This is a genomic window from Microbacterium oxydans (genome assembly GCF_900095745.1).
GTDB classification, from domain to species: domain Bacteria; phylum Actinomycetota; class Actinomycetes; order Actinomycetales; family Microbacteriaceae; genus Microbacterium; species Microbacterium oxydans_B.
The window spans coordinates 96,006-107,435 of sequence record NZ_FMIR01000009.1 but is presented as its reverse complement, the minus strand read 5'-3'; the positions used below and the strand labels follow the sequence as shown (position 1 = coordinate 107,435).

Here is an 11,430-nt window from a genome sequence, read left to right as displayed (position 1 = left end):
TCAGGAAGCGGAGGCCGCGAGGCGAAGACCGCGGGCGGCCAGGGCCGCCGTGATCCGCTCGGTGACGTCGTCGAGAGCGCCGGTGCCGTCGATGCGGTCCACGATGCCCTTGGGGCCGTAGACCTCGATGATCGGAGCGGTCTCGCGCTCGTAGATGTCGAGGCGGTGGCCGATGGCCTCCGGGGTGTCGTCGGAGCGGCCCTGCTCGGTGGCGCGGAGCGTCAGACGCTCCAGGCTCTCCTCGCGCGGCACGTCGAGGAGGATAACCGCGTCGAGCGACTCCCCCCGCTCCGCGAGGAACGACTCCAGGTGGGCGACCTGCGCGGTGTTGCGCGGAAACCCGTCGAGCAGGAATCCGTGCGCCGCGTCTTCCTGGGACAGCCGATCGCGCACGATCTCGCTCGTCAACTCATCCGGAACGAGGTCACCCTTGTCGAGGATCGCCGTGACCTGCTGGCCCAGCGGCGTCCCCTCCTTGATGTTCGCGCGGAAGATGTCACCGGTCGACACGACCGGGATGCCGTAGGACTCGGCGATGCGCACGCCCTGCGTGCCTTTGCCGGAACCCTGCGGGCCGACGATGAGAAGACGGGCGGATGCTGTCATCGGAGGAGCCCTTCATAGTGTCGCTGCTGCAGCTGCGCGTCGATCTGCTTGACCGTCTCGAGACCCACACCGACGATGATGAGGATCGAGGCGCCGCCGAACGGGAAGTTCTGGTTCGCGCCGACCGTGGCCAGTGCGATCAGCGGGATGAGCGCGATCAGGCCGAGGTACAGCGAGCCCGGGAGCGTGATGCGGGTGAGCACGTAGTCGAGGTACTCGGCCGTCGGGCGGCCCGCACGGATGCCGGGGATGAACCCGCCGTACTTCTTCATGTTGTCCGCGACCTCGACCGGATTGAACGTGATCGCCACGTAGAAGTAGGTGAAACCGATGATCAGCAGGAAGTACGCGGCCATGTACACCGGGCTGTTGCCCGTGGTGAAGTTCGCGGTGATCCAGCTGACCCACTCGGGCGGCGTCGATCCGTCCTGCGGAGTGTTGAACTGCGCGATGAGTGCCGGGATGTAGAGCAGCGACGACGCGAAGATCACGGGGATCACACCCGCCATGTTCACCTTGATCGGGATGTACGTGTTGGTGCCGCCGTACGTGCGGCGACCGACCATGCGCTTCGCGTACTGGACGGGGATCCGTCGTTGCGATTGCTCGACGAAGACGACGAGCCCCATGACGATGATTCCGACCAGCAGCACCAGCAGGAAGACCTCGAAGCCCTTGGTCTGCCAGATGAGGCCCATGGCGCCGGGGAACGTCGCGGCGATCGAGGTGAAGATGAGGAGCGACATGCCGTTGCCGATGCCACGCTCGGTGACGAGCTCGGCGAACCACATGATGAGACCGGTACCGGCCGTCATAGTCATAATGATGAGCAGCTGCGCCCACCACACGTCGTTCGTCAGGAGCTGCTGGCAGGCCGCGAGATCGGTCGAGCCGAAGAGCTGGCCGCTGCGCGCCACCGTGACGAGAGTCGTCGACTGCAGCAGCGCGAGAGCGATGGTGAGGTACCGCGTGTACTGGGTCAGACGGGCCTGACCGGCCTGTCCTTCCTTGTGCAGTGCCTCGAAGTGCGGGATGACCACGCGGAGCAGCTGCGTGATGATCGTCGCCGTGATGTACGGCATGACGCCGAGGGCGAAGATCGACAGCTGCAGCAGTGCACCGCCGGAGAAGAGGTTGACCAGTCCGAGCAGGCCGTCGGTGCCCGCGTTCGCCGCAAGGCACTCCTCGACGTTCGGGAAGTTCACGAACGGCGCAGGGACGTTGGAGCCGAGCCGGTAGATCGCGATGATGGCGAGGGTGAAACCGATCTTCCGACGCAGGTCCGGGGTGCGGAAGATCCGCGCGATGGCGCTAAACAAGGACGTTCCTCCTGAAAAGTTGCCGATTCCCGAAGGACGGCTGAAAGACCAGGGTAACGCAATCCGGGGTTCCCGGAATTCGTCACCGATACCAGGCCCGCCGGATGCGGCCCCAGAGCGAGGTCTCGGAGTGTGAAACGACGAGAGGGGCCGGAGAATCTCCGGCCCCTCTCATCTTGCGGTTACTTGACGGATCCGCCCGCCGCGACGATCTTCTGCTCGGCAGAACCCGAGACCTTGTCGACCGAAACGGTGAGCTTCACGGCGATGTCGCCGTTTCCGAGAACCTTGACCTTCTCGTTCTTGCGAACGGCACCCTTGGCGACCAGGTCGCCGATGGTGACATCGCCACCCTTGGGGTACAGCTCCGCGAGCTTCTCCAGGTTCACGACCTGGTACTCGACGCGGAACGGGTTCTTGAACCCGCGCAGCTTCGGGGTGCGCATGTGCAGCGGCATCTGCCCACCCTCGAAGCCGACGCGAACGGTGTTGCGCGCCTTGGTGCCCTTGGTACCACGACCAGCGGTCTTACCCTTGGAACCCTCACCACGGCCGACGCGAGTCTTGGCGGTGTTGGATCCGGGGACCGGACGCAGGTGGTGCACCTTCAGCACGCCGGGGCGGGATGCCGGAGCATCCTTCGCCGGCGCAGCCTTCTTGGCGGCCGGCTTCTTGGCCGGAGCGTCAGCCTTGGCGGCGGACGCAGCGGTCTTGGCCGGAGCCTTCTTCGCAGCGGGCTTCTTTGCAGCAGCAGCCTTGGGAGCTGCAGCCTTCTTCGGGGCCTTCTCGGCCTCGACGGCCTCGTTCTTCTCAGCCATTAGTCGATCTCCTCAACCTTGACGAGGTGTGCGACGGTCTTGACGTAACCGCGCGTCTGCGCGTCGTCGGGGCGGACGGTGGTGTCACCGATCCGCTTGAGACCGAGGCTGCGCAGCGTGTCACGCTGGTTCTGCTTCTCGCTCACCTTGGACTTGATCTGCGTGACCTTCAGTCGCGCGGCCATCAGGCACCTACCTTCTGTGCGGCGATGGCCTCGGCCTCTGCACGCACGAGGCGGGCAGGGGCGACCTGGTCGAACTCGAGACCGCGACGCGCGGCGACCGCACGAGGCTCCTCGAGCTGCTTCAGGGCGGTGACCGTCGCGTGCACGATGTTGATCGTGTTCGACGAACCGAGCGACTTCGACAGCACGTCGTGGATACCGGCGCACTCGAGCACGGCGCGGACCGGACCACCGGCGATGACACCGGTACCGGCAGCGGCCGGACGGAGCAGGACCACACCAGCGGCGGCCTCACCCTGCACCGGGTGCGGGATGGTGCTGCCGACGCGCGGAACGCGGAAGAAGTTGCGCTTGGCCTCTTCGACACCCTTCGAGATCGCCAGGGGGACCTCTCGGGCCTTGCCATAGCCGACGCCGACCAGACCGTTGCCGTCACCGACGACCACGAGGGCGGTGAAGCTGAAGCGACGACCACCCTTCACGACCTTCGAGACGCGGTTGATGGTGACGACGCGCTCCAGGAACTGGTTGTCGCCACGGTCGCGCGAGTTGCGGTCGCGGCCGCCACCCTGGTTGCGATCGCGACCGCCGCCACGGCGGCCTTCGCGAGCAGGCTCAGCCTGGGTCGTGCCGGCGGCCGTCTCAGAGACGACAGCGGCCGCCTCGGGAGCGGCAGCAGCCGTTTCGGTCACTTCGTTCTCCTTGTTGTCACTCACAGTGCCAGACCCCCTTCGCGGGCGCCGTCGGCGATGGCGGCGACACGACCGGCGTAGCGGTTACCGCCACGGTCGAACACTGCCTCGGAAACGCCGGCAGCCTTCGCACGCTCGGCGAGGAGCTCGCCGACCTTGCGGGCCTTGGCGGTCTTGTCACCCTCGAGCGAGCGCAGGTCGGTCTCGAGCGTCGATGCCGACGCCACGGTGTGACCCTTGCTGTCGTCGACCAGCTGCACGAAGACGTGGCGGGCCGAGCGGTTGACGACGAGGCGCGGACGCACCTCGGTGCCGACGACCTTCTTGCGAAGGCGGGCGTGACGACGCGCGCGGGCGTCAGACTTTGACTTGAGAGCCATGGTTACTTACCACTCTTTCCGGCCTTGCGACGCACGTTCTCGCCGGCGTAGCGCACACCCTTGCCCTTGTACGGCTCGGGCTTGCGGATCTTGCGGATGTTGGCAGCTGCCTCGCCGACAGCCTGCTTGTCGATCCCGCTGACGGTGAGCTTGGTGGTGCCCTCGACCGTGAGCGTGATGCCGGCGGGCGGGTCGATCAGGACCGGGTGCGAGAAGCCGAGGGCGAACTCGACCGAGCTCCCCTTCTGCTGCACGCGGTAACCGGTGCCGACGACCTCGAGACCCTTGGTGTAGCCCTGGGTCACGCCGATGATGTTGTTGTTGATGAGCGTGCGGGTCAGGCCGTGAAGCGACCGCGACTCGCGCTCGTCGTCGGGACGGGAGACCAGAACCTGGTTCTCCTCGACCGCGACCTCGATGGGGTTGGCCACCGTCAGGGTGAGCTCACCCTTGGGGCCCTTCACCGAGACCACACGGCCTGCGACCGAAACGGTCACGTCCGCGGGAACGTCGATGGGAAGTCGTCCAATACGGGACATTTCGAATTACCACACGTAGGCGAGAACTTCTCCGCCCACGCCCTTCTGCTCAGCCTGACGGTCGGTGAGAAGACCGGAGGAGGTGGACAGGATGGCCACGCCGAGACCGCCGAGGACCGTGGGGAGCTCGGTGGACTTCGCGTAGACGCGGAGGCCGGGCTTCGAGACGCGCTTGATACCAGCGATCGAGCGCTCACGGTTGGGGCCGTACTTCAGCGTCAGCGTGAGGTTCTGTCCGACGCGAGCGTCAGAGGTCTCCCAGCCGGCGATGTAGCCCTCCTGCTGGAGGATCTGAGCGATGTTCGTCTTGAGCTTGCTCGACGGCAGGGTCACGGAATCGTGGTGCGCCGAGTTCGCGTTACGCAGACGGGTCAGCAGATCTGCGACCGGGTCTGTCATTGTCATTGTTGTTTTCCTTTGTTCATGAGGTTCCGGCTGCCGTTACACGACAGACGGCCTGCGATGACACGCAATCTTCAATTGTAGGTGCATGTCGGCGAGTGCTTCGACAGGCTCAGCAACCCGAGGGTCCCTGAGCCTGTCGAAGGGTCACGCCTGTGCGTCTTCCGAGCGGAACGGGAAGCCGAGGTGACGGAGCAGTGCCCGACCCTCGTCATCCGTCTTCGCGGTGGTGACGACGGTGATGTCGAAACCGCGAACCCGGTCGATCTTGTCCTGATCGATCTCGTGGAACACGCTCTGCTCCTGGAGACCGAAGGTGTAGTTGCCGTTGCCGTCGAACTGCTTGCCCGAGAGACCGCGGAAGTCGCGGATACGGGGCAGTGCCAGCGACACGAGACGGTCAACGAACTCCCACGCGCGGTCACCGCGGAGGGTGACGTGCGCGCCGATGGCCTGGCCCTCACGCAGCTTGAACTGCGCGATGGACTTGCGGGCCTTCGTGACGATCGGCTTCTGGCCGGTGATCTTGGTGAGGTCGTCGACCGCACCATCGATCACCTTGCTGTCGCGAGCTGCCTCGCCGACACCGGTGTTCACGACGACCTTGACCAGTCCGGGGATCTGCATGACGTTCGCGTAGCCGAACTCTTCCTGCAGAGCCTTCTTGATCTCGCTGTTGTACTTCTGCTTCAGGCGCGGCTGGATCTTGCCAGCCGGCGCGGCAGTGTCGGTGCTCATCAGAGGTCCTTACCGCTCTTCTTCGCGTACCGCACGCGGACGGTGCGCTTGACGCCGTCCTTGGTCTGCTCCTCGACCCGGTGGCCGACCTTGGTCGGCTTCTTGGTCGAGGGGTCGACGAGTGCGACGTTCGAGATGTGGATGGAGGCTTCGACGGTCTCGATGCCTCCGGTCTTGGTGCCACGCTGCGTCTGTCCGACGCGGGTGTGCTTGGTGACGTAGTTCACGCCTTCGACGATCACGCGGTTCTTGTCGCCGAGCACGTCGAGGACCTTGCCCTGCTTGCCACGGTCGCCGCCACGCTCCTGCGTGGCACCGGTGATGACCTGAACCAGGTCACCCTTCTTGATCTTCGCCATGATTAGATGACCTCCGGCGCCAGCGAGACGATCTTCATGAACTTCTTGTCGCGAAGCTCACGACCGACCGGCCCGAAGATACGGGTGCCGCGGGGCTCCCCGTCGTTCTTCAGGATCACTGCGGCGTTCTCGTCGAACTTGATGTAGGAGCCGTCCGGACGACGGACCTCCTTCTTGGTGCGGACGATGACCGCCTTGACGACGTCGCCCTTCTTCACGTTGCCACCGGGGATCGCGTCCTTGACGGTCGCGACGATGGTGTCGCCGAGACCGGCGTAACGACGCTTCGAGCCACCGAGGACGCGAATCGTGAGGAGCTCCTTGGCGCCGGTGTTGTCGGCGACCTTGAGTCGGGATTCCTGCTGAATCACTTGGCCTTCTCCAGAATCTCCACCAGGCGCCAGCGCTTCGTGGCGCTCAGCGGGCGGGTCTCGTTGATCAGGACCAGGTCGCCGATGCCGGCGGAGTTCGCCTCATCGTGCGCCTTGACCTTCGAGGTGCGGCGGATGACCTTGCCGTAAAGCGGGTGCTTCACGCGGTCCTCGACCTCGACCACGATGGTCTTGTCCATCTTGTCGCTGACGACGTAGCCGCGACGCGCCTTGCGGTAACCGCGGGCAGCGGAGTCGCGGACGTCGTGCTCAGACGACTCGTGTCCTGCGGCCTGCGTCTCCACAGTCGCTTCCTTCTTGGTGGCCATCACTCAGCCTCTTCCTTCACGGCGTCGTCGGCGGAGTCCGCCTTCTTCGCCTTCGACTTGGTCGCCTTCTTCGCGGGGACCTCGACCGGAGCGGGCGTCGCACGGATGCCCAGCTCACGTTCGCGGATCACCGTGTAGAGACGCGCGATGTCGCGCTTGACGGCGCGGATGCGGCCGTGGCTCTCCAGCTGGCCGGTGGCCGACTGGAAACGGAGGTTGAACAGCTCCTCCTTGGCCTTGCGCAGCTCCTCGACGAGGCGCTGGTCTTCGAATGTATCGAGCTCTGCCGGGGCGAGCTCCTTGGTGCCGATCGCCATTACGCGTCGCCCTCCTCGCGCTTGATGATGCGTGCCTTGAGAGGCAGCTTGTGAATTGCACGGGTCAGAGCTTCGCGTGCGAGCTCCTCGTCGACACCCGCGACCTCGAAGAGGACACGGCCCGGCTTGACGTTGGCGACCCACCACTCGGGGGAACCCTTACCGGAACCCATGCGGGTCTCAGCAGGCTTCTTCGTGAGCGGACGGTCGGGGTAGATGTTGATCCACACCTTTCCACCACGCTTGATGTGACGGGTCATCGCGATACGAGCGGACTCGATCTGACGGTTCGTCACGTAAGCGGGGGTCAGAGCCTGGATACCGTACTCGCCGAAGGAGACCTTCGTGCCGCCGGTTGCCTGGCCCGAGCGACCCGGGTGGTGCTGCTTGCGGAACTTGACCTTACGGGGGATGAGCATTATGCCGACGCTCCTTCTGCGACAGGTGCCTCGTTGCGCGGGGCACGGCGGCGGTCGCCACCACGGTCGTCGCGACGAGCCTTGGGTGCGTTTGCCTGCTCGCGAGCGAGCTCCTTGGCGGTCAGGTCGCCCTTGTAGATCCAGACCTTCACACCGATACGGCCGAAGGTGGTCTTCGCCTCGTAGAAGCCGTAGTCGATGTTCGCGCGAAGCGTGTGCAGCGGCACACGACCCTCGCGGTAGAACTCCGAACGGCTCATCTCGGCGCCGCCGAGGCGGCCGGAGACCTGGATGCGGATGCCCTTGGCGCCGGCGCGCTGAGCGCCCTGCAGACCCTTGCGCATCGCACGACGGAACGCCACACGAGCAGAGAGCTGCTCGGCGATGCCCTGTGCGACGAGCTGAGCGTCAGCCTCGGGGTTCTTGACCTCGAGGATGTTCAGCTGGATCTGCTTGCCCGAGAGCTTCTCGAGGTCGCCGCGGATGCGCTCGGCCTCGGCGCCACGACGACCGATCACGATGCCCGGACGGGCGGTGTGGATGTCGACGCGGACGCGGTCACGGGTGCGCTCGATCTCGATGTTCGAGACACCGGCGCGGTCGAGCTGCGTCTTGAGCAGGTTGCGGATCTTGATGTCCTCGGCGACGTAGTCGGCGTAACGCTGACCCGGCTTCGTCGAGTCAGAGAACCAACGCGAGACGTGGTCCGTCGTGATGCCGAGACGGAAGCCGTACGGGTTTACCTTCTGTCCCATTACTTGCTCGCCTTCTTGTTGCTGTCGCCCGTGGCGGCCGGAGCTGCCTCAGGCGTCGAGAGCACGACCGTGATGTGGCTCGTGCGCTTCTTGATCTGGAAAGCGCGACCCTGTGCACGGGGCTGGAAACGCTTGAGCGTGGTGCCCTCGTCGACGTACGCGTTGGCCACGTACAGGTCCTTCTCGTCGAGGAACTCGCCGTCGCGATCTGCCTTGACCTGCGCGTTGGCCATGGCCGACGCGACAAGCTTGTAGATCGGCTCACTGGCGCTCTGCTGCGCGAACTTCAGGATCGCCAGAGCCTCCTGGGCCTGCTTGCCCTTGATGAGCGCGACGACACGACGAGCCTTCTGAGGGGTCACGCGGATGTGTCGCACGCGTGCGATCGATTCGACCATTAGCGGCGCCGCCCCTTCTTGTCGTCCTTCTCGTGGCCGCGGAAGGTGCGGGTGGGCGCGAACTCGCCCAGCTTGTGACCGACCATGGTCTCGGACACGAACACAGGGATGTGCTTGCGTCCGTCGTGGACCGCGATCGTGTGACCCAGCATGGCCGGGATGATCATGGACCGACGGGACCAGGTCTTGATGACGTTCTTGGTGCCGGCTTCGTTCTGCACGACCACCTTGCGAAGCAGGTGATCGTCGACGAAGGGGCCCTTCTTAAGACTGCGAGGCATCTTCTCTTACTCCTACTTACGCTTCTTGCCGGCGTTACGACGACGCACGATGTACTTGTCGCTTTCCTTGTTGGCGTGACGGGTACGACCCTCAGCCTGGCCCCACGGGGAGACGGGGTGACGACCACCAGAGGTCTTACCCTCACCACCACCGTGCGGGTGATCCACCGGGTTCATCGCGACACCACGCACGGTCGGGCGGACGCCCTTCCAGCGCATGCGGCCGGCCTTACCCCAGTTGATGTTCGACTGCTCGGCGTTGCCGACCTCGCCGATGGTCGCGCGGCAGCGCGCATCGACGTTGCGGATCTCGCCCGAGGGGAGACGCAGCTGGGCGAAGTTGCCGTCCTTGGCGACGAGGCGGACGGATGCACCGGCCGAACGTGCCATCTTCGCGCCGCCGCCGGGGCGGAGCTCGATCGCGTGGATGACGGTACCCGTGGGGATGTTCTTCAGCGGGAGGTTGTTGCCCGGCTTGATGTCAGCCCCGGCACCCGACTCGACGACGTCGCCCTGCTTCAGCTTCGCCGGAGCGAGGATGTAGCGCTTCTCACCGTCGAAGTAGTGCAGCAGCGCGATGCGCGCGGTGCGGTTGGGGTCGTACTCGATGTGAGCGACCTTGGCGTTGACGCCGTCCTTGTCGTTACGACGGAAGTCGATGACGCGGTACTGGCGCTTGTGGCCACCACCGATGTGACGGGTCGTGATGCGGCCCTGGTTGTTGCGACCACCGGTCTTCGAGAGCGGGCGCAGCAGCGACTTCTCCGGCGTCGATCGAGTGATCTCGGCGAAGTCAGCCACCGACGAGCCTCGACGGCCCGGGGTCGTGGGCTTGTACTTGCGAATAGCCATTATTGTCCTTATCCCCCGGATCAGCCGATTGCCGTGAAGATGTCGATGGTGCCCGACTTCAGGGTGACGATGGCGCGCTTGGTGTCCTTGCGCTTGCCGGTGCCGAAGCGGGTGCGGCGAGCCTTGCCGACGCGGTTGAGGGTGTTGACCCCTGCGACCTTGACGCCGAAGATCTTCTCGATGGCGAGCTTGATCTCGGTCTTCGAAGCGCGCGGGTCGACGAGGAAGGTGTACTTTCCTTCATCGATGAGCCCGTAGCTCTTCTCGGACACGACCGGCTTCAGGATGATGTCGCGCGGGTCCTTGTTCAGGGCCGTCTGGAGAACAGATGCCTGCTCGCTCATGCGGAGACCTCCTGGTTGGCGCCGGACTTGGAGGCGATGAAGCCCTCGAGCGCGGCCTGGGTGAAGACGATGTCGTCGGAGACGAGCACGTCGTATGCGTTGAGCTGGTCGAACGTCAGCACGTGCAGGTTCGACAGGTTGCGGATGCTCTTCAGCGTCACGTCGTCGTTGCGCTCGATCACGACGAGCACGTTCTTCGACGAGACGACGTTGGTGAGGAAGTTCACCGCGGTCTTCGTCGAGGGCGTGCCGTCGATCCCGAAGGACTCGATGGCGTGGATGCGGTCACCGCGGAAGCGGTCGCTGAGCGCGCCCAGCAGGGCGGCGGCGATCATCTTCTTGGGGGTGCGCTGCGAGTAGTCACGCGGCTTCGGGCCGTGGACGATGCCACCACCGGTCATGTGCGGCGCGCGGATGGAACCCTGACGGGCGTTACCCGTGCCCTTCTGCTTGAAGGGCTTGCGGCCGGCACCGGAGACCTCGCCACGACGCTTGGTCGAGTGCGTGCCCTGGCGAGCCGCCGCGAGCTGCGCGACGACGACCTGGTGGATGAGCGGGATGTTCGTCTTGGCGTCGAACAGCGCGGCGGGAAGCTCGATGGAGCTTGCTTTCTTGCCGTCTGCCTTGAGGACGTCGAGCGCGAGAGTGGAGTCAGCCATGTTCAGGCACCCTTCACTGCGTTGCGGACATAGACGATGCGGCCACGAGCACCGGGGACGGCGCCCTTGACGAGCAGCAGACCCTTCTCGATGTCGACGGCGTGCACCGTGAGGTTGAGGACGGTCACACGCTCGCCACCCATACGGCCGGCCATGCGCATGCCCTTGAAGACGCGGCTCGGGGTCGACGATGCGCCGATCGAGCCGGGCTTGCGGTGGTTGCGGTGCGAACCGTGCGAAGCCGAGACGCCCTTGAAGTTGTGACGCTTCATGACACCGGCGAAGCCCTTGCCCTTGCTCGTGCCGACGACGTCGACGAGCTGGCCGGCTTCGAAGGTGCCGTCGACCGTGAGCTCCTGGCCCAGGCTGTAGTCGCCGGCGTCCGCGGTGCGGATCTCGGTGACGTGACGACGCGGCGTGACGCCGGCTGCCTCGAAGTGAGCCGTGAGGGGCTTGTTCACCTTGCGGGGGTCGATCTGGCCGTACGCGATCTGCACGGCGTTGTAGCCGTCCTTCTCGGGGGTACGGATCTGCGTGACCACGTTCGAGGCGAGCTCGATGACGGTGACGGGAACGAGCTTGCCGCTCTCGTTCCAGACCTGGGTCATACCGAGCTTCGTGCCCAGCATGCCCTTGGAAATCTTGGAGTTGATGTCAACCATGTCCG

21 protein-coding genes are annotated in these 11,430 nt (G+C 65.2%); all 21 read right to left on the bottom strand.

What is annotated here, in order from left to right:
* Entirely contained in the window at positions 1 to 606 is a 606-nt protein-coding gene (locus BQ2383_RS03480; RefSeq protein WP_091029549.1) for an adenylate kinase, read from the bottom strand.
* Positions 603 to 1,925 (bottom strand): preprotein translocase subunit SecY, encoded by a 1,323-nt coding sequence (gene secY / locus BQ2383_RS03475; RefSeq protein WP_029260928.1) that lies wholly within the window; start codon positions 1,923 to 1,925, stop codon positions 603 to 605. The genes BQ2383_RS03480 and secY overlap by 4 nt, the downstream gene beginning before the upstream one ends.
* A 182-nt stretch (positions 1,926 to 2,107) precedes the next feature.
* Positions 2,108 to 2,743 carry a 50S ribosomal protein L15 gene (gene rplO, locus BQ2383_RS03470; RefSeq protein WP_091029546.1) on the bottom strand — a complete coding sequence of 212 codons (636 nt, stop codon included), beginning with the start codon at positions 2,741 to 2,743 and terminating at the stop codon, positions 2,108 to 2,110.
* Entirely contained in the window at positions 2,743 to 2,928 is a 186-nt protein-coding gene (gene rpmD / locus BQ2383_RS03465; RefSeq protein ID WP_017201575.1) for a 50S ribosomal protein L30, read from the bottom strand. Before rpmD ends, rplO begins: the two co-directional genes overlap by 1 nt.
* Positions 2,928 to 3,620, bottom strand: a complete 693-nt coding sequence (gene rpsE, locus BQ2383_RS03460) for a 30S ribosomal protein S5 (protein ID WP_374225474.1) — start codon at positions 3,618 to 3,620, stop codon at positions 2,928 to 2,930. The genes rpmD and rpsE overlap by 1 nt, the downstream gene beginning before the upstream one ends.
* A gap of 20 nt (positions 3,621 to 3,640) precedes the next feature.
* Positions 3,641 to 4,000: a 50S ribosomal protein L18 gene (rplR, locus tag BQ2383_RS03455; RefSeq protein ID WP_029260926.1), complete on the bottom strand. Its 360-nt coding sequence runs from the start codon at positions 3,998 to 4,000 to the stop codon at positions 3,641 to 3,643.
* A 2-nt stretch (positions 4,001 to 4,002) separates the two neighbouring features.
* A complete protein-coding gene (rplF, locus tag BQ2383_RS03450; RefSeq protein ID WP_091029539.1) occupies positions 4,003 to 4,539 on the bottom strand; it encodes a 50S ribosomal protein L6 in 537 nt (178 codons plus the stop codon).
* A 6-nt stretch (positions 4,540 to 4,545) separates the two neighbouring features.
* On the bottom strand, positions 4,546 to 4,944 hold the full coding sequence (rpsH, locus tag BQ2383_RS03445; RefSeq protein WP_029260924.1) for a 30S ribosomal protein S8: 399 nt from the start codon (positions 4,942 to 4,944) through the stop codon (positions 4,546 to 4,548).
* 144 nt (positions 4,945 to 5,088) lie between these two features.
* Positions 5,089 to 5,679 carry a 50S ribosomal protein L5 gene (rplE, locus tag BQ2383_RS03440; protein ID WP_091029536.1) on the bottom strand — a complete coding sequence of 197 codons (591 nt, stop codon included), beginning with the start codon at positions 5,677 to 5,679 and terminating at the stop codon, positions 5,089 to 5,091.
* Positions 5,679 to 6,038 carry a 50S ribosomal protein L24 gene (gene rplX, locus BQ2383_RS03435; protein ID WP_029260922.1) on the bottom strand — a complete coding sequence of 120 codons (360 nt, stop codon included), beginning with the start codon at positions 6,036 to 6,038 and terminating at the stop codon, positions 5,679 to 5,681. The genes rplE and rplX overlap by 1 nt, the downstream gene beginning before the upstream one ends.
* A gap of 2 nt (positions 6,039 to 6,040) precedes the next feature.
* Positions 6,041 to 6,409 (bottom strand): 50S ribosomal protein L14, encoded by a 369-nt coding sequence (rplN, locus tag BQ2383_RS03430; protein WP_017201583.1) that lies wholly within the window; start codon positions 6,407 to 6,409, stop codon positions 6,041 to 6,043.
* Positions 6,406 to 6,738 carry a 30S ribosomal protein S17 gene (gene rpsQ / locus BQ2383_RS19575; protein WP_021201120.1) on the bottom strand — a complete coding sequence of 111 codons (333 nt, stop codon included), beginning with the start codon at positions 6,736 to 6,738 and terminating at the stop codon, positions 6,406 to 6,408. The genes rplN and rpsQ overlap by 4 nt, the downstream gene beginning before the upstream one ends.
* The gene (gene rpmC, locus BQ2383_RS19570; protein ID WP_045278747.1) at positions 6,738 to 7,055 is read right to left on the bottom strand and encodes a 50S ribosomal protein L29; all 318 of its coding nucleotides are present in this window, start codon (positions 7,053 to 7,055) and stop codon (positions 6,738 to 6,740) included. Before rpmC ends, rpsQ begins: the two co-directional genes overlap by 1 nt.
* The gene (gene rplP, locus BQ2383_RS03415) at positions 7,055 to 7,474 is read right to left on the bottom strand and encodes a 50S ribosomal protein L16 (protein WP_017829203.1); all 420 of its coding nucleotides are present in this window, start codon (positions 7,472 to 7,474) and stop codon (positions 7,055 to 7,057) included. Before rplP ends, rpmC begins: the two co-directional genes overlap by 1 nt.
* Complete coding sequence (rpsC, locus tag BQ2383_RS03410; protein ID WP_017201587.1) at positions 7,474 to 8,229, bottom strand: 30S ribosomal protein S3; 756 nt, start codon at positions 8,227 to 8,229, stop codon at positions 7,474 to 7,476. Before rpsC ends, rplP begins: the two co-directional genes overlap by 1 nt.
* The gene (rplV, locus tag BQ2383_RS03405) at positions 8,229 to 8,627 is read right to left on the bottom strand and encodes a 50S ribosomal protein L22 (RefSeq protein WP_091029532.1); all 399 of its coding nucleotides are present in this window, start codon (positions 8,625 to 8,627) and stop codon (positions 8,229 to 8,231) included. The genes rpsC and rplV overlap by 1 nt, the downstream gene beginning before the upstream one ends.
* Positions 8,627 to 8,908 (bottom strand): 30S ribosomal protein S19, encoded by a 282-nt coding sequence (gene rpsS / locus BQ2383_RS03400; RefSeq protein ID WP_017829205.1) that lies wholly within the window; start codon positions 8,906 to 8,908, stop codon positions 8,627 to 8,629. The genes rplV and rpsS overlap by 1 nt, the downstream gene beginning before the upstream one ends.
* Before the next feature lie 12 nt (positions 8,909 to 8,920).
* The gene (gene rplB / locus BQ2383_RS03395; RefSeq protein ID WP_091029529.1) at positions 8,921 to 9,760 is read right to left on the bottom strand and encodes a 50S ribosomal protein L2; all 840 of its coding nucleotides are present in this window, start codon (positions 9,758 to 9,760) and stop codon (positions 8,921 to 8,923) included.
* 20 nt (positions 9,761 to 9,780) lie between these two features.
* The gene (rplW, locus tag BQ2383_RS03390; RefSeq protein WP_017829206.1) at positions 9,781 to 10,104 is read right to left on the bottom strand and encodes a 50S ribosomal protein L23; all 324 of its coding nucleotides are present in this window, start codon (positions 10,102 to 10,104) and stop codon (positions 9,781 to 9,783) included.
* Entirely contained in the window at positions 10,101 to 10,763 is a 663-nt protein-coding gene (gene rplD / locus BQ2383_RS03385) for a 50S ribosomal protein L4 (protein ID WP_091029526.1), read from the bottom strand. Before rplD ends, rplW begins: the two co-directional genes overlap by 4 nt.
* A 2-nt stretch (positions 10,764 to 10,765) precedes the next feature.
* Positions 10,766 to 11,425, bottom strand: a complete 660-nt coding sequence (rplC, locus tag BQ2383_RS03380; protein ID WP_056312872.1) for a 50S ribosomal protein L3 — start codon at positions 11,423 to 11,425, stop codon at positions 10,766 to 10,768.
* Between the last annotated feature and the right edge of the window lie 5 nt (positions 11,426 to 11,430).